Here is a 21,173-nt window from a genome sequence, read left to right as displayed (position 1 = left end):
GATGTTTTTAGAATTTACCAAGATGCATGGTCTGGGCAATGACTTTATGGTGGTGGATCTGATCAGCCAGCGCGCTTATCTGGATACCATGACGATTCAGCGTTTGGCTGACCGTCATTTCGGCATCGGTTTCGATCAACTACTCATTGTTGAACCGCCAGATTTACCCAATGTTGACTTTAAATATCGCATTTTTAATGCCGATGGCTCTGAAGTAGAGCAATGTGGCAATGGCGTTCGCTGTTTTGCACGTTTTGTGCATGAACGTCAGTTGACCACAAAAACCAAAATTAAGGTACAAACCAAAGCCGGTATTGTTGAGCCGGAACTGGGGCAAAATGGCTGGGTTCGCGTGAATATGGGTTATCCAAAATTCTTGCCGAACCAGATTCCATTCCTTGCCGATCAGCCTGAGAACCTATACAGCTTAGCGTTGGCCAATGATGAAAGTATTATCATTGATGTGGTGAATATGGGTAATCCGCATGCGGTGACCATTGTTCAGGATGTGCTTAAGGCTGATGTTGCGGGTATGGGGCCTCAAATTGAGTCGCATGAACGTTTCCCGCAACGCGTCAATGCGGGTTTTATGCAAATCATTGATGATAATCATGCGCGTTTACGTGTATTTGAACGTGGTGTAGGCGAAACACTGGCATGTGGCACAGGCGCTTGTGCAGCTGCGGTTTCAGGTATGCGCCGTGGCTTGCTGGCCAATGCAGTAGAAATTGAACTTGCCGGTGGTAAGCTGCAAATTGAATGGAAAGAGGGCAATGTAGTCTGGATGACCGGTCCAACTGCAAATGTCTATGAAGGCCGTATCGATTTAAGTTTTTACCAGCAATAAAACGCATGCTTTGAGCGAAAAAGCACTGTCACCATGATGGTGCTTTTTTATCTGTGGAATCATGGATGATGCAAGTTAGTATCAAATAGATACAATGGATGAAAAGGGCATATCCTGTGATGTGCTTGATTGTTAAACTGAGGCAGTTTAAATATAAATTCTATAATTGTCGTTAAATGGCGCCGATAAATACAGTGAGAAAAAACGTGATTGATCCAGAGATGCAGATACGTTCTCCTGCTGATTTATTGCTGATGTGGTTAAAAGAAAGAGAAATTCAAAATCAATCCAAACATACTTTGCAGGCCTATGAACGTGATGTCTCGGATTTTTTAAATTTTTGTGAAATCAAAAAACTCAATTTGACAGATGTTGAATCGACCGATTTACGTGAGTTTTTAGCGCAAAAAGTTGAACAGCAACAACTGAGTTCCAGTAGTCTGCAACGGCTTTTATCTTCCATTCGCCAATTCATGAAATGGGCCGAGCAAGGGCAATATCTGGCTTTTAATCCCGCCGATGATTTTCAGTTAAAGCGCCTGCCTCGACCTTTACCGGGTATGGTAGATATTGAGACCATTAATCAAATTCTAGATCAGCCTAAACCTGAAAAACCCATTGAACAACAAATGTGGTTACGCGATAAAGCAATACTGGAGCTGCTTTACTCAAGTGGTCTGCGACTGGCAGAAGTACAAGGCTTGCGCATTAAGGATATCGATTTTAATCGGCAACTGTTACGCATTACCGGTAAAGGCAATAAGACCCGTGTGGTGCCTTTTGGTTCTAAAGCCAAAGATGCCGTAATGCTGTGGCTGCAAGTTTATCCGTTATGGAATGGTGACTTTGTGCCTGATGCGAATGTGTTTATTACCCAAAAGGGCAATCCGTTGGGTGCACGACAAATTGAAAATCGGGTTAAATTGCAGGCGCAGCGTGCCGGGGTAAATGTCGACTTGCATCCGCATTTATTGCGTCATTGTTTTGCCAGTCATATGTTGTCGAACAGTGGAGATTTACGGGCTGTACAAGAAATGTTGGGGCACAGTAACTTAACCACAACGCAAATCTATACCCATGTTGATTTTGATCGTTTGGCGCAAGTTTATGATCAGGCACATCCGCGTGCACAACTCAAAAAATCATAGTAAATATCTAAAAAGATCTATATTTTGTTTTAATATAATTCTGAATTTTTTAAGCAAAAGAACATAAATTAATGAAACTTAAATAAATCCAGCTGTAGTATTGCGGAATATTGCTGGCGTTTTAAACTATTGTAGAATAATAAAAAGCCAATTTATCAGGTATAAAAATCAAGTATAAATATGAAATGGGTGGCATGAATAATGCAGTGTAATGAAATTATTTGTTGTTCCACTGGATGTTATATAAATTTTGGAAATAAAAGATGATAGGGAAAACAATGATTTCAGATATTCAGGAAAAATATGATTTATTGAGTACTGAGCAAAAAGAGATTTTTGCGGGCTATGGTCTGCGTCAGGTGAAGCATTTTGTTGAAATAAGTTTGCCCACGATTGAGCCATCTTTACCGGAAAATACCCATGTTCAAGGCATTAATGCTGAAGGTAAGGTACAAGCGCTCAATACTAAGACACAACAAGGCTATATCTGGATTTCAGACTTGCAATGGCAGGAACGACCGATTGCTACGGTGGATGTTGATTTAAAACACGACTTGTTAGAAGTGTGGGAGATATTTAATCTTCAAGAATATGACCTGATTGATTTAAGTCATATACACCGTGATTTTTTACAACATTATCATGTTTAACGGGTTGTTTTAGTCTGGCTAAATTGAGCATGCCTGAATTGAGCATTATTTATTTGATAAAGCACATGTCTTTGCAAAGGACTGGTGTGATCTAAAGCTGGATGATTAAAGTAATCTTTAAATTGCATGCCTAAACATTGCATAAGGGCTTGGGATTTTGTGTTTTGTATTGCAGTGAATGCAACCACTTGGTTGAGCTTGAGTGAATCAAAAGCAAAGTCTAAACAAGCAGTTGCCGCTTCGGTTGCAAGACCTTGCCCCCAATATTTCTGCTGAATTCGCCAAGCGATTTCGGTACAGGGGGAAAAGCTAAATTGACTCGGCTGAGCATTTAATCCTGTGAAGCCAATAAAATCTCCACCCTGTTTTAATTCGACTGCCCAAAGTCCCCAACCTTGAGTTTCAATCATTCTTTGAAACTTATGTGCCAACGCATCACTTTGCTCCTGAATTAAGCAACCAGGAAAATAACGCATCACTTCCGGGTTAGAATTCAGCGCATAAAACGGCTTGAGATCAGACTCTTTCCAAGGTCTTAAAATTAAAAGCGATGTCTCAAGCTGTATGCCCATCATGCTGTCCTAAAGATCATCCAGTGGAAGCTGGAAACTCTGTTTAATAATTTGACTGGGTAAATCCGTTTTGACACTGGTAATGCCATTTTTCTTGGTTAAATGCGTGGACTGAAATTTACGATAACTTTCCAGGTCGGGAACCACTACTTTCAGCATGGCATCACATTCACCCAAAATAATATAGCACTCCATCACTTGAGGCAGCTCTTTCATCGCTTCAATAAAGCAGTCAATGGTTTCAGCATCCTGACCCACCAGCCAGATTCGCGAAAACAAAAGCAGTTGTAAGCCGATTTTTTGCGGATCCACCACGGTGGTGTAATTCTGAATGACCCCGGCTTCTTCGAGCAATTTCACCCGACGCAGGCATGAAGAAGGCGACAGCCCGATTTCACGGGCAAGATCGTTATTTTGCATGCGGCCATTATGTTGTAGTGCACGAATGATATTTTTATCGGTACGATCCAGCTTTACTGAAATAGACTTGGAAGATAACTTCATAAATTAGAATATAATTCGAAAAATAATCCTAATTATAGAATAAATTGAAATCCTATTTTGTGGTATTTATTCGATACTAATTTCAGCTTTCTCATGTACGACGGGAAAAAAGGAAATGTCTGTATTTGCACTGTTCGCCTTAACGGTTATCCCCCTTATTTTTACGCCTGGACCAGATATGTTATTTATCCTGTCACAAGTGATGGGTAAAGATGCAAAAGCAGGCATGATGGCAACGATCGGGGTGTGTCTGGGATATTTAGTACATTCTGTGTTGGTGGCTTTAGGCATTGCAGCCATTATTGTTTCCTTCCCGGTGTTATTTGAAAGCATTCGCTGGCTCGGGATTGCTTATCTGTTATTTTTGGCTTTCAGTTTAATCAAGTCGGTTTTTAGCAATAAAAAATTGGCGATTGAAAACAAAAGTACCTCGAAACCGATTCAAAAAGGCTTTTTTACCGCTTTGCTGAATCCAAAAGGCATGCTGATTTACTTTGCAATTTTGCCCCAGTTCATTAATAAAAGCGGAGATACCGTGACCCAAGGCCTAATCCTGTCATTTATTTTTATTGGATTGATTTTTGTGGTGTACTACAGTTTGAGTGTGATTTTTGCCAAAATTACCCAAAAAACCCAAATCGATGAACGTAAACAAAAATGGATTGATGGCAGTTCGGGCGGTTTACTCATGCTTGCTGCCACCTGGTTAATCATTAATTAATATGTCTATATAAAGCATGTCGTGATGACATGCTTTTTAATTAGAACTGGATTTGCAGATTAAAAGTAATTTATTACCCGTTTAATCTAAAAAATGATCATATTTACTGCAAATATATAAAGTAAATGCTTCTGCTCTGTCTTAAATGACATTTCACAACTTTGCCTTTTGTACAAGAAGGATAACGTCTCCAAGCCAATAACCCATCTAAAACTAGCATTAAATCAGAACTTTTGATGAGGTTAATCAAATAAAAACATAATAAAAATCAATGCTTAAAAAATAAATAAATATTGAGCGAATTCATCTTAATAAAAACGCTTCAAAAAAATATGAACGCCTAGTTCAAGTAATTTTACGCATTTTTACAGCTCTTTCGATAATTGTGACTTGACCGAAATGCCATACGCATTGCAAGATAGGGCACCTAAAAATTTTAAGTGAAGAGTTATTCTAACTTTTCTCAACATTTACTTTTGCTGAAACAGCCGAGGATTACATGAAGGCTCTTGTTGCTGTAAAACGTGTGGTTGATGCCAACGTTAAAGTTCGCGTTAAACCGGACAATAGTGGGGTAGACCTTACTAACGTTAAAATGTCGATCAATCCATTCTGTGAAATCGCAGTGGAAGAAGCGGTTCGTTTAAAAGAAAAAGGAACAGTTTCAGAAATCGTTGTGGTTTCTATCGGTCCTAAAGAAGCGCAAGAACAAATCCGTTCTGCTATGGCGCTTGGTGCTGACCGCGGTATCTTGGTAGAAACTGCTGATGAGATTGGTGCACTTGAAGTTGCTAAAATCTTGAAAGGCATTGTAGAACAAGAAAAACCAGAACTTATCCTTCTTGGTAAACAGGCAATTGATGACGACTCTAACCAAGTTGGTCAAATGCTTGGTGCTTTACTTGGCGCAGGTCAAGGTACATTTGCTTCTGTAGTGAATGTTGCTGGCGACAAAGTTCAGGTGACTCGTGAAGTTGACGGCGGTTTACAAACTGTTGAATTGAACATTCCTGCAATTATCACCACTGACTTACGTTTGAATGAGCCACGTTATGCTGCTCTTCCAAACATCATGAAAGCGCGTAAAAAACCGCTTGATGTGAAGTCACCTGCAGATTATGGCGTTTCAGCGACCACTAAACTTAAAACAGTGAAGGTTGAACCACCAGCAGAGCGTAAAGCTGGCGTACAAGTGAAATCTGTTGACGAGCTTGTTGAAAAACTTAAAAACGAAGCGAAAGTGATCTAATACAGAAGGATAATATCATGAGTATTTTAGTTATCGCTGAGCACGACAATAAAGCACTAAACGGTGCAACTTTAAACGTTGTTGCTGCAGCTCAAAAAATCGGTGGTGATATCACTGTATTGGTTGCGGGTTCTGGCGCTCAGGCAGTTGCTGACCAAGCGGCTCAAGTTGCGGGTGTAAGCAAAGTATTACTTGCTGACAACGCGGCTTATGCAAACCAGTTGGCTGAAAACGTGGCTAAATTGATTGCTGAGTTAGGCAAAGGTTATTCACATATCCTGGCTGCATCTACCTCAAATGGTAAAAACGTATTGCCACGCGCTGCTGCACTTTTAGACGTAAGCATGATTACTGACATCATTGCTGTTGAAAGCCCTAAAACTTTCAAACGTCCAATCTATGCAGGTAACGCAATTGCAACTGTAGAATCTGCTGAATCTGTTGTTGTTGCCACTGTTCGTGGTACTGCATTTGATCCTGTAGCAACTACAGGCGGTTCTGCAGCAGTTGAAGCGGTAGGCGACGTTCAAGATGCTGGCATCTCTACGTTTATTTCTGAAGAGATTGTTAAATCTGAACGTCCAGAACTTACAGCGGCTCGTATTGTAGTTTCTGGTGGTCGTGGTGTGGGTTCAGGTGAAAACTATCACAAAATCCTTGATCCATTAGCGGACAAACTTGGCGCTGCTCAAGGTGCTTCACGTGCTGCGGTAGATGCTGGCTTCGTTCCTAACGACATGCAAGTCGGTCAAACTGGTAAGATCGTTGCGCCTGACCTGTACATCGCTGTGGGTATTTCTGGTGCGATTCAGCATTTGGCGGGTATGAAAGATTCTAAAGTGATCGTTGCGATCAACAAAGATGAAGAAGCGCCAATCAATGCAGTTGCTGACTACTGGTTAGTGGGCGACTTGAACACTGTTATTCCTGAATTGGTTTCTAAAGTCTAATTCTGGCGACAGCTTTCAAAAAAACGCTCTTGGTTTCCAGGGGCGTTTTTTATTGGGTAAAATTTATCACATAAATCATGCCTGACTTAACCCATTTAACTCACCCAGGCTTGAAGTAATCGCATCGAAATAACAGCATGACTGACTTGAATTTCAAGTCAGGTTTATGGCATTCCACAGCGAGTCAAATTGCAGCATTTCAATGGGTTTTGAGTGGCGGTGTTGATGGATGACTCATCAGTGATTTTCTGTGCATACGAATGAACAAAAAAGCCGCCTAATGCAGCGGGACAATAAAGAATTGCCTGTGTAGATTTGAATTAAAACCCGTGAAAAAATGAACTAATTCACATAAAATGCCGACAATTAAAACAGATTAAAAAATAAACGATAAATTGAAGAAAATTAACAAGATTAAGATGCAGGATAAGAGACAAAAACAACAGAATTTATGCTATAATTTACGGCTGTATTTAGACTTTAACTCAGCTTATTTTGGGTTAATTTTTTGCTAGATTGATTATATAAAACGAGCAGTTCCAAATACTGTTAGTAATAAGGAGTATGCATGAGCCTATCGGAAATCCGACCGATTGCCATTGAGGATGAACTCAAAAGCTCATATCTCGACTATGCCATGAGTGTTATTGTTTCTCGTGCATTACCAGACGTGCGAGATGGCTTGAAACCAGTGCATCGTCGTGTGCTTTTCGCTATGCACGAGTTAGGCAATGACTACAACAAAGCTTATAAAAAGTCTGCCCGTGTGGTGGGTGACGTAATCGGTAAATATCACCCGCATGGTGACTCAGCCGTTTACGAAACCATTGTTCGTATGGCACAAGAATTTAGCTTGCGTTATCAATTGGTCGATGGTCAGGGTAACTTTGGTTCTGTAGATGGCGATAGTGCTGCGGCAATGCGTTATACCGAAGTACGTATGCGTAAGTTGACCCATGAACTTTTGGCTGACCTGGAAAAAGATACAGTCGAATGGGAAGACAACTACGATGGCTCTGAGCGTATTCCTCAGGTCATGCCAACCCGTGTACCCAACTTGCTAGTAAACGGTGTAACCGGTATTGCAGTGGGTATGGCGACCAATATGGCGCCGCACAACATGACTGAAGTCGTGAATGCCTGCCTTGCCTATGCCAATGATCCAAATATCAGCATCGAAGGTTTGATGCAGCATATTTCTGGTCCAGATTTTCCTACAGGCGGTATTATTTACGGAAAATCGGGGATTGTGGATGCGTACCGTACCGGTAAAGGCCGTTTGCATATCCGTGGTAAATATCACTTCGAAGAAGATCCGAAGAATGGCCGTATTACGATTGTTTTCACAGAAATTCCGTATCAAGTTAACAAAGCGAGAACCATTGAACGTATTGCTGAACTCGTAAAAGAGAAAAAACTTGAAGGGATCTCAGAACTTCGTGACGAGTCTGATAAAGACGGGATGCGTATTGCAATTGACTTGAAGCGTGGCGAAAACGCTGAAGTGATTGTGAATAACCTGTTCCAGAATACCCAGCTTGAAAACTCTTTCAGTATCAACATGGTCTGCCTGGACAACGGTCAGCCGAAGTTGATGAACTTGAAAGACATCATTGCGGCGTTTATCCGTCACCGTCAAGAAGTGGTTACACGTCGTACCATGTACGAGTTACGCAAAGCGCGTGAACGTGGGCATATCTTGGAAGGTTTGACGGTTGCTCTGGCAAATATTGATAGCATCATTGAAACCATTAAGACTTCTGCAAATCCAGGCGAAGCGCGTGAGCGTTTACATGCCGGTGAGTGGTCTGCGGGTGGCGTGGTTGCATTGCTTGAAAAAGCAGGTTCAGTTTCTGTACGTCCTGAAATTATTGAAGGCGAAGACCTGGCTAAACCGTATGGTTTTGATGGGGGTATTTACCGTCTTTCACCAACCCAAGTCAGTGCGATTCTAGAATTACGTTTACACCGCTTAACTGGTCTTGAACAAGACAAGTTACATGCTGAATATTCTGATATATTATCTCAAATTGCTGAATATACTGCAATTTTAAATGATTTTAATTTGTTGATGAACGTGATTCGTGAAGAGTTGGCGCTGATTATTCAGCAATATGGTGATGGACGTAAAACATCTATTGTTGAATCACGTATTGATTTCTCTCGTGAAGATTTAATTCCTGAAGAGCAAATGGTACTGACTGTTTCTAAAACAGGTTATGCGAAAACTCAACCATTGTCTGACTATGCCGCTCAGCGTCGTGGCGGTCGTGGTAAGTCTGCAACCTCAATGAAAACTGATGATTACATTCAGCATCTGATTGTGACATCGAACCATGCGACAGTTCTATGTTTTACCAATGTCGGTAAAGTCTATCGTCTGAAAGTATACGAAGTGCCGCAAGCGTCTCGTGGTGCAAAAGGTCGCCCAATGGTGAACTTGTTGCCGCTGGATGCCAATGAAACAATTACAGCGATTCTTCCTGTGATTGATGCACCGAAGAAATTTAAAGACCGTCTGGCCGATTTCCAGGCATTTGTGAAAGCCAATGCTGCGAAACTGCAAGAAAATGAAATCATCAATTCGCATTTTGCTGAACTTGAAGCGGCTTTAGCCGAGCTTGAAGATGGTGCAGATGACTTGTCTGATGCATTACGTATTCAATTGAAACAATTGGGTCTTGAGCTTTCTACGACTGATTTAGATGATGAAATTATTGCCGACTTTGCGCAGCAAGCTGAAGCAGTTCGTAAAAACTTCTATGTGTTTATGGCGACCGAGTACGGTACGATTAAACGTGTAGAGCTTGAACAGTTTAGTAATGTTCGTTCAAATGGTTTACGTGCGATTGAGCTGAATGGCGACGACACCTTGATTGGTGTGGCAATTACCGATGGCGAACAGCAAATCATGTTGTTCTCGAATGAAGGTAAAGCCATTCGTTTCGCTGAAACTGACGTTCGTTCAATGGGCCGTTCTGCCAAAGGTGTACGCGGTATGCGCGTGACCATCGGTGCAGCAGCGCAGCTTGAAGAAGTGGAAACTGATGTAGATTCAGATGATGAAGATACTTCAGATTCGGCATTAATCAGCCGTATCGTGTCACTGGTGGTTGTACCAGAAACTGGCGAAGTGCTTTGTGCATGTGCCAATGGGTATGGTAAACGTACCCCGGTGGGCGACTTCCCAACCAAAAAACGTGGCGGTAAAGGTGTAATTGCAATTAAAACATCTGAACGTAACGGTGAATTGGTCGGTGCAGTATCCATTGATGAAAGCAAAGAACTGATGCTGATTTCTGATGGTGGTACGCTGGTTCGTACACGTGCTTCAGAAGTTGCAACCACAGGCCGTAATGCACAAGGTGTTCGTCTCATCCGTTTGGGTAATGAAGAAGTCTTGGTGGGTGTTGTTTCTGTTGAAGCTGTTGAAGAAGACGAGTTTATTGAAGCAGTTGAAGGCGAAGAAGTCATTGCCTCTGAAGCTTTGATTGATTCTGAAACTTTGGTTGATGACGAAACGATTGCTGATGAAGCTGAAAATGAATCAGATTTAAGAGATTCTGACGAAGAATAAGTTTTGACTTGAAAAGAAGGGCGCTTAGGCGCTCTTTTTTTATAAAAGAAGATAATCTAATAAATATTAAAATGGTGGGGATATGGATCAAAAGACACTGGAACAAATAGCAGAGTTTATTTGTGGAAATAATGAATCAATTCATCCGGAATATAGATCAAGTTCGAAAATTACTAAATTTTTTCATAATATAGGTTTGCCATATATTTATGATGGTTCAACTCGCGCTAAATGGGTTTTAGAAAGATTAGATGAATTAACAAGTCAACAATTAGCTAATGTGTTAAAACGACTGGCTTCTCCACGAGAATATGGTGGCGATAAAGAAATAGTTTTTAAAGCTTTAAAGACTTTAAATAGCATACTGTATGTCGAAGGCTTTGAAATATATCTAGAAGGTATTGAGCCAAAATTTAGAAAAATTCAGATAGATTTTAATAATATTCAAGAAATAGAGAGAGAACTAAAACCATTACCTACACCTGATTTTCTTGCACTGGGTTTGGACGTAGGTGTGGGTGAAATTCTTCAAAATAGATGGAATGAAACTCAAAAGTGTATAGAGTCAAAGGCATATTTAGCATCTATAATTTTAATGGGGAGTATTCTTGAGGGAGTACTCTTAGGTGTTTTTCAAAAAAATATGAAAGAAGGTAATCAAGCTAGGAATGCTCCAAAAGATAAGAATGACAAAATAAAAAATTTTGCTGAATGGAAGTTAGCAGAAATGATAGATGTAGCACATCATCTTGATTGGATAGGAATTGATGTTAAAAAATATTCACATTCTTTACGAGAGTTTCGAAATCTAATTCATCCCTATGAGCAAATGATGAATAGATTTAGCCCAGATGAAGATACAACAAATATTTCTTGGCTGGTTGTACAAGCCGTTATTAATGACTTGGCAAATAAATTTAAGCCATAAAAAAGGAAGCCGAAGCTTCCTTTTTTGATTTTATAAATTATGCAGCTTGTTTCATTTCAACTTGATAATCTTTTTGCTTTTCAGCATCGAATTGGCCTTCCCATTTACTGATCACAAGCACAGCCAACGAATTACCAATCACATTCAATACAGTACGTGCCATATCTAAAATACGGTCAATACCGGCAATAAATGCCAAGCCTTCAAGTGGAATGCCCACACTGCCCAATGTCGCCAACAGCACCACGAAAGACACGCCTGGAACACCAGCAATCCCTTTAGAGGTAATCATTAAGGTCAGAACCAGAATCACTTGCTGGGTGATGCTCAAATCAATACCGTAAAGCTGTGCAATAAAGATCGCCGCAATACTTTGATATAAGGTCGAACCATCGAGGTTAAACGAATAGCCAATGGGAATGACGAAACTGGTAATCGACTTAGGTGCACCATAGGCTTCCATTTTTTGCATAATTCGAGGTAATACGGTTTCGGAACTTGCAGTTGAATAGGAAAGAATCAGTTCATCTTTTAGAATTTTAATAATTTCCCAAATGCTGAAACCACAGAATTTAGCCACTAAACCTAAAATGACAAAGATGAAGAAGAAAATAGCGCCATAAACCAGAAGAGCCAATTTCAATAATGGAAGCAGAGAGCTAAATCCAAAGTTCGCAACGGTTGCCGCAATCAGGCCAAATACACCGAAGGGTGCAAACAGCATGATCATGTGCGTTACTTTGAACATGGTTTCAGAAATTGCATGCAACACGTCAATGAGCGGTTTCTTGGTTTCTTTCGCTAAAGACCCCAAACCAATACCGAAAATCACCGAGAAGAAGATAATAGGCAGCATATGCCCATCAGTCAGTGAACCGAAAATATTGGAAGGAATTAGAGAGAGCACAGTATTCACCAGACCATGTGAATGGCTACTGACTTCCTGTGTGGTTTGCTGATATTGAGAGATGTCGGTTTGGGTTAAACTCGACATATCAATACCGACACCCGGCTGAAATACATTTGCCGCAACTAAACCCACAATAATCGCAATTGTGGTAATAATTTCAAAATAGACAATGGTTTTAAAACCGAGCTTACCGACATTTTGACCCTGACTTGCATTTGCAATACCTAAAATCAGCATTGAAACCACAAGTGGAATCACAATCATCTTAATCAAATTAATAAAGATTGAACCCAAAGGGCTGAGCAAATTATTAATCAGAGTTTCACGATATTCGGGAGAATAATGTAGAAAAGAGCCTACAAGCACACCTAAAATGAGCGCAATTACGATTTGCCAAGCAAGACTAATCTTAATCTTCTTCATGCTAAGCCCTTAAAATCAGATATTTAGTGAAAAAATGCTGTAATAACGCTGTCGACATCATAAAGACATGTTAATGGGAGCATGGGAATGAATAATATAAAAAATATTCATGAATATGGATAAAGACTATTTTGCATCCATTCAGATATTCAATCTAACTTTTTTCTTCACAATTAATGCGATAGGATAAAAAAAGCTCAGTTTTATTTGGAAATTTAATCAGATTGTGAGGTTTTATTTAAGAATCTTATCAGGCAGTCTATTAAAAGATTGTTTCTTATTTGGCTGGTTTAAACGGAAATATCCCCAGGTCAATAACACAGCCGCAATGGTCGCCAGATAAATCATTTTTGGAATCACGATATTTAATGGCACGCCCATTTGATTGAGCTGAATAAACATCTGGATGCCTTGAGTCGAAGGCAAAACATTTCCCAGCCATTGCATCCACTCAGGCATAGCAGCATGTGGCCAAGCTGTCCCTGACAGTAAAAAGAGCGGAATGGATGTAAAGACAATCACATGTCCTGCACGTTCCGGCAGATCGAAAAATGAAGCAATTACCATGCTCAGGCCAATCACACAGCTGATAAAAATCGGTACGCCAATCAGCATGCCCCAGAAATTTCCACCGTGCGGATAATCATAGAGCCAGAAAGTAAAGCCAAATAAATAGAAACAGCCCAAACAGCCAATGGTTAAAATGGCACTAAAGATCGCAAAAAATTCAGTTTTGCCGGGCCGCCAGTTTTGCAGTCGATAGCCTGCAATCAGCATGCTTAAACCCAAAACGATAGTTTGATGAATAATTAAAGGGGCAATGGCGGGAAAAATATAACTGCCATAACCGGACATGCTATTGAATAACGGAATTTGATGAATGGAAAGTGCAGGGGAAAAATGTGAAATATCGCCAAACTTCTGCGCTTGTTCCGCAATGGCATGCTCAACCGAAGTCGCCAATCCCAAACCAATCTGTTTGGTCTTTAAAAAATAGGCGGCACTTAAATATAAGCCTACGCCACCGACTTCACCCCGGCGGATACTGCCGGATAAATTTTCAGGCAATAGCAAAATACCATCGGCTTGCTGGGTTTTGACCATCATTTCCGCTTCAGCAAAATTACCAGTAACCGCTGCGATTTTCACGTTCGGACTTTTCGAGACTTCACCAATAATGGTGGAGGTAATCAGGCTCTGTTCTTCATCTACAATCACAATCGGTAAAGATTCTGCATGTTCGGCTTGATAAGCGGTCGGGTAGAAGAAACTATATACAAATACCGAAAGCACCAAAGTGGTCAAGATGGAGCTATTCGCGGCAATATCTTTAAAGGTTTTTAAATAAAAATGCAGGAAGTCTTTGATGCTATTTTTCATGCTTTAACTCCCTTTAAATATTTATTCAGGAAGAAATAAGCAGTCGCAAAATAGAACAGGCAATAGATAGCTAAGACAGCAAGCGGTAATAGTGAAACGGAGACAGGACTGCCAATGACCCATTGTTCAGTTTGCAATTTCGCATAGGGCGTATACGGAATAATGTTGGCCCAAAACTGGGTAAAGAGCGGGGCATTATTTAAAGGTAAAGTCACGCCTGCAAAACTTAAAGATGAACCCCCATACACGGCAATAAGACCGAAAGATTTGGCTAAGTCACGGGTCGCTAGAACCACAGTGCTGCTCATAAAAGCATAAGCGCTATAAAAGAAAAACTGACCCAGTAGAATGAGCCATAAATGACCTGCGACGAACCAGCCACGGATGTCAATAAGCCAGAACATCCACGCCCAAGTCCAAGCCGTAAAGATCAGTACATAAGTTAAGTTTTTGGCGAGTAATGCACTGAAAATACTATGCTGATTAAGCCATTGTTCTGTGGTGTTAAATTTCAGTTCTTGCCCAACCGCAAAAGCCACACAACAACACAGCAGTAAATGCAAAATCGCAGGAATCATAAACGGTTCCAAGTAGAACTCGTAACTTAAACCGGGGTTATATAAAGGAGATATTTTGACATTTGGTGTGGGAGCATCGATATAAGGAATTTTATTTTGCAGGTAATTTTGCCCAGTAAAATCCGCCATAGCCTCTACGGTACTGACCAGCATTGCAGAGGAAATGCTATTCCCGACGCTAAAATAGCTTTGATTAAAGGCAATACTAATTTCGGCATCTTTGGCTTGAACCAGTCGCTGTTCCGCACCGGCTGGAATAGAAATATAGCCCCAGATTCTGGTTTGATTGAGCAGCTTTTCGACTTCATCCGGGCTTTGTGAAACAGCCACGATGTCTAGCACGGCATTGTGGCTGACATATTTTTCAATATTTCGGCTCAGTTCACTTTGGTCTTGGTCAATAATCGCAATGGGTAAATGTTCAGGCTTGCCCTGATAAAACATGCTGCTGAACAACACGATCATACATAAAGGCGCGAGTGTGACCAGGCACAAGTCCCATTTATGTGTCAGTAAATAGCGCAGTTCCCGCAGCATGCCAGACCGCATTATTTCGGCTCTGCAATTTTAAACAGCACACTCATGCCCACTTTTAAATCTGCGATCGGTTGTAGCGGAGCCAAATGGATTTTAAAGCTGCGAATGTCATAACCACCGGTTTGGCGTGTGGTCTTAATGGTGGCAAATTCACCTTCAGCATCAATGTTTTTAATTTTAAAAATGGCGGTTTGATTTAAGGCTGGAATAAAACCTTCGATGGTTTTAGTTTTATAAATTTGCGCATACAGGTCTTCACGGACATTGACGCTGACCCATAAATCATCATCCTGAATAATGCTCACGACAGGTACGCCCATTGCAACCAGTTCAGAGGCTTTACCGTAGGTTTTAGACACGGTGCCATCAATCGGGGAAAGCAATTTGGTTTCAGCTTCCAAGGCATTGGCCTCCGCAACCGCAGCTTTGGCGATATCCACCTGAGCATTGGCCGAAGATTTCTGTTCTGGTGTGCTGCCACGTTGGGCACGTTTATATTGTTGATAGGCAGATTCGGTCATTTGACTGGCTGAAACTGCTGCAGCTTGCATTTCATCCCGGCGTTGTCTGGAAATCACACCTTCTTTAAACAGGTTGGCACCACGTTGATAGGTGGTTTTCGCTAAAGCCTCCTGAGCTTTAAAGCTTTGCCAGTTGGCATACAGACTCTCGATATTTTCCTGTTGCGAACCACGATCAGCAGTGGATTGCAGTGCTAAAGCAGATTGTAAAGAAGCCAAAGCCTGCTGTTTTTTGGCATCGATTTCAGGACTGAATAATCGTACTAATTCCTGACCTTTGGCAACTTTATCGCCATCATGGATATAGACTTCTTCAATGCGGCTCGGCACTTTGGTACTGATATGAATGGTTTCAGCTTCAACCCGACCTTGCAGTTCAACTTGTTGCGGCTGATAACTTTTCCATAGACCAAAAGCAATTAAACCCAATAGCAAAATTAAAACAATGATGCCGACCACTTTAATCACAGCTGATTTTTTGGAATTTGGCTCGGTCGTTTCAGTCGTCTGAACTTGTTCTGAATAACTGAAAAATTCGGTATCGTTATCGGTACCAGTATTGCTTTGCTGTCCAGCGGTCGCCTGAGCATCCACTTTGCTGCTTTGAGCTGAAGTATCTGTAGAGTTTCCTTCCGATGAGGTATTTTCTACATCTTGATCAGGTTTGTTTTGATCTTGAGTCATGTTTTTCCCCATCAAAAATTAACGGATATAGTAAGTTTGAGCTTGATTGACATAGCTTTGAAATTGATTGATCGAGCCATGACTTTGCAATAAAGTTGCCAGAGACATCACATATTTATAAGCATTCAGCGCCATTTCACTTTTTAAACCGCTTAAGGTGTTTTGCGCATCAATCACTTGGGTTGCTGTGCCCATATCTTCCTTAAAAGATAAAGTCTGAATACGCAGGTTTTCTTGAGCCGCTTTCATATTTTGCTGTAATAGTTGATGACTTTGCTGTGCAGTGGTCACCTCGCTGTATGACTTATAAATGATATTTTCAATTTCCTGTTTGCTGCGCTCGGTCATCAGTTCCGAAGCATAGCGTTGTAATTCTGCAGCCTGAATATTCTTGTTTTTATCGACCCCTGAAAACAGGTTATAGCGTGCCACCACACCAACAATCCAGTTTTGTTTTTCATCCAGACTGTATTCACCAAAAGCAAAAAGATTGGGTTTTTTCGCAGCACTTTGTGCTTTGACATTGGCATTCGCGAGTTGGGTATCCATCCGCATTTTACGAATCAGCGAAGATTGATCCTGATAGGTTTTCAGCAAGCTATTTAACGACTGGCTTTGCGCGGAATTTACAAATAATGGGGTGCTCAAGTCAGTAATTTGACTGCTTTGCAAAAGATTATTCAGTTGAAAAAGACTCGATCTGAGACTGGCTTCCGTATTTTGATAAGTACGCTGTGCATTGTTTTTTGCCACTTCAAACTGCATCCGCTGACCTTTGCTAATAAAACCCTGCTGTTCCAGTTTTAGCGCATTGTTATAGTGGCTTTGCATGGCGTTAAAATTGGAGCGGCTTGAATCGAGTAACTGCTTTTGCAGTTGGGCATTAAAATAAGCCTGAATCAGTTCAAAGCGCTGGATGTCTTGTTGTTGCTGGGTGTTGAGCTGACTGCGCTGCGCTTTAATGTTGGCGACTTCTTTGGCACTTGACGTGAGTCCGCCAGTATAAAGCGGCATCAATACTGAAACCGTGGGACGAATCACCTGATCTTCCAGAACCACATTGGCTGAATCTGGCAATAAACCCACACCACTATGAATGGTTTGATTCACGCCATTTCTAAGCGGGTCCGCTAGACTACCAATGTTGGGGTTAGAGTTTTGCCATTGGTCAATTTGACTATTTACACCATTCGACAGGGTTTGTTCCAAATTATTTTTAAAAGAATCGAGCGGAATATCCAGTTCATTATGAAAAGCATAAGCGCGGACATTTAAATCTACGCGGGGCAGCCCTAGACCTTTTGCTGCTTCTGCTTCTAGTTTTGCCGCTTGCTGTAAGGCCTGATTGGCTTGAGTGCTGTAAGAATCATTTAAAACCGATTGTTCCGCTTGTGCATAACTGATGCTTTGAGCCAATGTTGTCGTTGCATAAAGGGTAGTGCTAGACAGTAGGGCAATCTTGATTATCGTTCTGATGGTCTGGTCTATATTTTCTTGTGCCCATGTCAAATTCAGTAACATAGATTTGGCTCTCAACATCGTTGTAACAAATTATACATCGCTTGAAATTAAGATGTCTTTATAGTTAGTAACTGTATTGTTTAATATGCAATTGTATATTAAGGACTATTTAATACTAAGGCGAAAATGAACTCATTCAATCCTGCGATAAAAATACGGTGCGCGAATACGAATAAAGTTGGGCATAGCAATCTGGTTGAGCCAATTCTAATTTAGAGGGTGCAGCAATCTGAAACTGGATGGATGCGCAGGGCCACTTTGCAATAGCCAATTTAAAACCACAAAAATGAATATGAAACCCAAATGGATTTGTCTGGGCTACACAGGATTGAGTTTACTTTTTATCTATTTTGGGCTGTTTTTATTCATATCGTTATTGTGATTTTTAGTACTATTTTTCGTTTAATTGTTCATACAGTCAGTTATTTAATCGTGGGTGAACCGGTTTAATGACCTCATCAAAGGGAAAACAACAACAGATCCTTATTGAAGTTTTGACTTTAAATGTCCGACAGCATTGAAATATTTTCAGGATAATTTACTGCAAGCACAGGCTATCTGTGGTTAAATGCCGTTATTTTATTGTGTTTCACTTTGAAAGGAAAAATCATGCGCGCGTACAATTTCTGTGCTGGCCCTGCTGCATTACCGACTGCCGTTTTAGAAAAAGCCCAAGCTGAAATGCTCGATTGGCATGGCAAAGGTCTTTCGATCATGGAAATGAGTCACCGTAGTAGTGACTATGTTGCTGTGGCAGAAAAAGCAGAAGCAGATTTACGCAAATTGATGAACATCCCAGAGAACTACAAAGTGTTGTTCTTGCAGGGTGGTGCTTCACTTCAATTCTCTGCAATTCCTTTAAACCTTTTAGGCAAAAATAATAAAGCAGATTATATCCATACCGGAATCTGGTCTGAAAAAGCGCTGAAAGAAGCACAACGCTATGGCGACATCAATGTCGTGGAAGCGGGCACCAGCATTAACGGGAAATTAGCCATTACTGATCAAAGCCAGTGGAACTTATCCAATGATGCAGCTTATGTGCATTATGCAGATAATGAAACCATCGGCGGGATTCAATTTGCCGGCATTCCGGACGTGAATGCGCCATTGGTTTCTGATTTATCTTCAAGCATTCTTTCAGCACCCATTGATGTGTCTAAGTTTGGTCTAATCTATGCAGGCGCGCAAAAGAATATTGGTCCTGCCGGCCTGACTTTAGTGATCATTCGTGAAGATTTGCTTGATCAGGCGAAACCTGAAATTCCAAGCATTTTGAAATATTCTGCGCAAGCAAAGAATGATTCAATGGTGAATACACCATCAACTTATGCTTGGTACTTGTCTGGTCTGGTATTTGAATGGTTACTTGAAAATGGTGGTGTTGAAGCTATTCACAAAGTTAACCTTGAAAAAGCCAAATTGCTTTATGGTTATATCGACGCGAGTGATTTCTACGCAAATCCAATTGCGGAACAAAACCGTTCAATTATGAACGTTCCATTTACTTTGGCCAATGCAGATTTAGATAAATTGTTCCTAAAAGAAGCGGAACAAAATCATCTTGTTAATTTGGCAGGTCACCGTTCAGTGGGTGGTATGCGTGCAAGTATTTATAACGCCGTGCCTTTAGAGGGCGTACAAGCCTTAGTTAACTTTATGGATGACTTTGCCAAACGCAACGGTTAAGCCTTAAAGCTAAAAAAGCCCATCACATGATGGGCTTTTTATTGATTAAAATTTTTATGAGTTAAATTAGTTTTGTCTAAACCGGTCTGTTAAAAATAAGGTATTAAAATAAGCTTAAAGAATAAAGTGATGCAAAATATAGGCAGACATAAACATGCCTAATACAAAAAATAAGCATGAAATGTTATCTAACTGGAAGCGTTTTCCAAGTTGATGTTCAACTTGCTGTATATTTTCTTCTTGCACGATTTTCATGGAAAGCTCGATTCCGATTTATTTATCGTTAATTCCTATTTCTAATTCGCATTTTTATCATAAAAAATTGATTAAATAAAGTACTAAATAAAAATATGTAATTAAAATATTTATTTTAACGAAATAAATATCGCATTTATTCTCGGCTTCTTCTCCATCAAGGGTTGAACTACATAAAATGCTTAAAAATTAACCACTCCAATATAATCGCGAGTATATTTTAAAAATATAAAGTTTTGAATTTAAATTGTGGATAAGTGTATTTTATTTTGAATTTAAAAACGTTAAATATAATGTTGAGCTGTGGATAACTTTAAAATGCAAGTTGAAACGATATAATAAAAAATGGAATTAAAACAGCAGCTCAATTGGAGAATAGATGATCAATCCTATTCAGCTGCTGTTTATAGTTTACTGTTTTTTAGAATGAATATTGACTTGAATCCACAGATTGCCTCGAATAAATTGCCCAATCTGAAAGTCTTGATTCGCTTCATTCTTGGTCGCAATGCGGATCAGCGTTGCTTCCTGGTTTTCATCATGAATTAAGGCAACGTCATAAAGTGTGTAGTCTTGATCCATAAAGGACATGGACGTTTTACCGACAATATTGCCCTGGAACCAGGCTTCATCTTCTTGGCCCATATTTTCGCCGTACAGATAGGCCACCATTTTTGAGAAATCGACAGTAACCGGCTCTTTGTCATCTTCCGATTTAGGCTCCCAGGCATCAATTTGCGCTTGTAAATTGGCAGGGGCAACGCCGTCATTGGCCGCCAAAATATCGTTTAAAGCCCGGTGATGTTTGATTGAGGCAGGGTCATCAACCACCAGTTGTTCATGGTCAGAAACCGCTTCCAGTTCATAAGCCCACGCATTCAACTGCGCAAGATAGGTTTGACCTTTTTCATAGTGCCCGTGATTAACGCTATACAGGGCATCAAAGGCATAAACAATGGTATTTGCACCGAGATTTAAGCGTAAAACAGCCTGCGTTTTTGATTTACAGCTAATAATTCGTTCAATTTTAGCAGCGACTTTATAGGGACCTTCGAAACTTGGAAATGCTGTTTTTACAGCTTGTGGCTTGTTATTTTCAACCGCAATCACTTGATTGATTTGCACCGCTGCTTTCTTGGGTCCTTGAATCAGCCATGTGCTTTCATCCATGTCACATTCTTGAGGACATAAACCCATCGGCATAACCGGTGAATTTAGCGCTAAACCAAGCCACTTTGGCACATCTGTCGTTGGATTGTCTGTGAGTAAGTTCCAGTGTTCAACATGGCTGCCAAAGTTCTGATCTTCAATGGTGATAATTTCTGGACTATTTTGATTTTTCATATTCACAATTGATGTTGAGTTGTATTTATCTATTAAATCGAGGGTTATTTCAAAATTTCAAGTCATCGGGCTAAATTTAACCATCAAAGTATGAGAAATGGGCCAAATTGCCGGGTGAAGAGAAACATGAATGATTCATTTATGTATAAAAACCAGGGTCATCTGATTCAAATTCAAAGTGGGAA

At 40.4% G+C, this 21,173-nt stretch carries 18 protein-coding genes; 9 read left to right on the top strand and 9 right to left on the bottom strand.

The features are described 5' to 3' along the window. Window position 1: 1 nt before the first annotated feature. The 3 genes from dapF to E0H81_RS00895 all read left to right on the top strand — a co-directional run bounded on the left by dapF (window position 2) and on the right by E0H81_RS00895 (window position 2,645). Window positions 2-847, top strand: a complete 846-nt coding sequence (dapF, locus tag E0H81_RS00905) for a diaminopimelate epimerase (protein ID WP_131315778.1) — start codon at window positions 2-4, stop codon at window positions 845-847. Window positions 848-1,101: 254 nt separating this feature from the next. Further along, window positions 1,102-1,995 (top strand): tyrosine recombinase XerC, encoded by an 894-nt coding sequence (locus tag E0H81_RS00900; RefSeq protein ID WP_165492571.1) that lies wholly within the window; start codon window positions 1,102-1,104, stop codon window positions 1,993-1,995. Between the two features lie 278 nt (window positions 1,996-2,273). Next, window positions 2,274-2,645, top strand: coding sequence for a hypothetical protein (locus E0H81_RS00895; protein WP_131315878.1), 372 nt, complete (start codon window positions 2,274-2,276; stop codon window positions 2,643-2,645). On the opposite strand, the gene E0H81_RS00890 is transcribed toward E0H81_RS00895, so the two are convergent. Together E0H81_RS00890 and E0H81_RS00885 are read right to left on the bottom strand one after the other, a co-directional pair. Beyond that, on the bottom strand, window positions 2,642-3,217 hold the full coding sequence (locus tag E0H81_RS00890) for a GNAT family N-acetyltransferase (protein ID WP_244926482.1): 576 nt from the start codon (window positions 3,215-3,217) through the stop codon (window positions 2,642-2,644). The genes E0H81_RS00895 and E0H81_RS00890 overlap by 4 nt on opposite strands. A gap of 9 nt (window positions 3,218-3,226) precedes the next feature. Next, the gene (locus E0H81_RS00885) at window positions 3,227-3,721 is read right to left on the bottom strand and encodes an Lrp/AsnC family transcriptional regulator (protein WP_131268062.1); all 495 of its coding nucleotides are present in this window, start codon (window positions 3,719-3,721) and stop codon (window positions 3,227-3,229) included. Window positions 3,722-3,836: 115 nt separating this feature from the next. On the opposite strand from E0H81_RS00885, the gene E0H81_RS00880 reads away from it, so the two are divergent. The 5 genes from E0H81_RS00880 (at window position 3,837) to E0H81_RS00860 (ending at window position 11,146) form a co-directional block, all read left to right on the top strand. Then, entirely contained in the window at window positions 3,837-4,442 is a 606-nt protein-coding gene (locus E0H81_RS00880; RefSeq protein WP_131315774.1) for a LysE family translocator, read from the top strand. Window positions 4,443-4,941: 499 nt separating this feature from the next. Beyond that, on the top strand, window positions 4,942-5,691 hold the full coding sequence (locus E0H81_RS00875) for an electron transfer flavoprotein subunit beta/FixA family protein (protein ID WP_131268060.1): 750 nt from the start codon (window positions 4,942-4,944) through the stop codon (window positions 5,689-5,691). Between the two features lie 17 nt (window positions 5,692-5,708). Further along, window positions 5,709-6,641, top strand: coding sequence for an FAD-binding protein (locus tag E0H81_RS00870; RefSeq protein ID WP_131315772.1), 933 nt, complete (start codon window positions 5,709-5,711; stop codon window positions 6,639-6,641). A 568-nt stretch (window positions 6,642-7,209) separates the two neighbouring features. After that, window positions 7,210-10,218 carry a DNA gyrase subunit A gene (gene gyrA / locus E0H81_RS00865; RefSeq protein WP_131315770.1) on the top strand — a complete coding sequence of 1,003 codons (3,009 nt, stop codon included), beginning with the start codon at window positions 7,210-7,212 and terminating at the stop codon, window positions 10,216-10,218. 82 nt (window positions 10,219-10,300) lie between these two features. Further along, entirely contained in the window at window positions 10,301-11,146 is an 846-nt protein-coding gene (locus E0H81_RS00860; protein WP_131315767.1) for a hypothetical protein, read from the top strand. Between the two features lie 37 nt (window positions 11,147-11,183). Here E0H81_RS00860 and gltP read toward each other — a convergent pair whose 3' ends face one another. The 5 genes from gltP to E0H81_RS00835 all read right to left on the bottom strand — a co-directional run bounded on the left by gltP (window position 11,184) and on the right by E0H81_RS00835 (window position 17,700). Then, on the bottom strand, window positions 11,184-12,479 hold the full coding sequence (gene gltP, locus E0H81_RS00855; RefSeq protein WP_131315765.1) for a glutamate/aspartate:proton symporter GltP: 1,296 nt from the start codon (window positions 12,477-12,479) through the stop codon (window positions 11,184-11,186). 234 nt (window positions 12,480-12,713) lie between these two features. Continuing rightward, on the bottom strand, window positions 12,714-13,847 hold the full coding sequence (locus E0H81_RS00850) for an ABC transporter permease (RefSeq protein ID WP_131315876.1): 1,134 nt from the start codon (window positions 13,845-13,847) through the stop codon (window positions 12,714-12,716). A gap of 8 nt (window positions 13,848-13,855) precedes the next feature. Continuing rightward, window positions 13,856-14,986 (bottom strand): ABC transporter permease, encoded by a 1,131-nt coding sequence (locus tag E0H81_RS00845; protein ID WP_131315764.1) that lies wholly within the window; start codon window positions 14,984-14,986, stop codon window positions 13,856-13,858. Then, complete coding sequence (locus E0H81_RS00840) at window positions 14,986-16,179, bottom strand: HlyD family secretion protein (protein ID WP_171458549.1); 1,194 nt, start codon at window positions 16,177-16,179, stop codon at window positions 14,986-14,988. The genes E0H81_RS00845 and E0H81_RS00840 overlap by 1 nt, the downstream gene beginning before the upstream one ends. 18 nt (window positions 16,180-16,197) lie before the next feature. Then, window positions 16,198-17,700, bottom strand: coding sequence for a TolC family protein (locus E0H81_RS00835; protein WP_131315763.1), 1,503 nt, complete (start codon window positions 17,698-17,700; stop codon window positions 16,198-16,200). 609 nt (window positions 17,701-18,309) lie between these two features. On the opposite strand from E0H81_RS00835, the gene serC reads away from it, so the two are divergent. Continuing rightward, window positions 18,310-19,389, top strand: coding sequence for a 3-phosphoserine/phosphohydroxythreonine transaminase (serC, locus tag E0H81_RS00830; protein ID WP_131268053.1), 1,080 nt, complete (start codon window positions 18,310-18,312; stop codon window positions 19,387-19,389). A 114-nt stretch (window positions 19,390-19,503) separates the two neighbouring features. Here serC and E0H81_RS15875 read toward each other — a convergent pair whose 3' ends face one another. After that, on the bottom strand, window positions 19,504-19,644 hold the full coding sequence (locus E0H81_RS15875; RefSeq protein WP_165492567.1) for a hypothetical protein: 141 nt from the start codon (window positions 19,642-19,644) through the stop codon (window positions 19,504-19,506). A 411-nt stretch (window positions 19,645-20,055) separates the two neighbouring features. Continuing rightward, the gene (locus E0H81_RS00825; RefSeq protein ID WP_131315762.1) at window positions 20,056-20,988 is read right to left on the bottom strand and encodes a hypothetical protein; all 933 of its coding nucleotides are present in this window, start codon (window positions 20,986-20,988) and stop codon (window positions 20,056-20,058) included. Between the last annotated feature and the right edge of the window lie 185 nt (window positions 20,989-21,173).

Source organism: Acinetobacter terrestris (assembly GCF_004331155.1).
GTDB lineage: Bacteria > Pseudomonadota > Gammaproteobacteria > Pseudomonadales > Moraxellaceae > Acinetobacter > Acinetobacter terrestris.
Note: the sequence above shows the minus strand (reverse complement) of the source record. Positions and strands in the feature narration are given on the sequence as shown.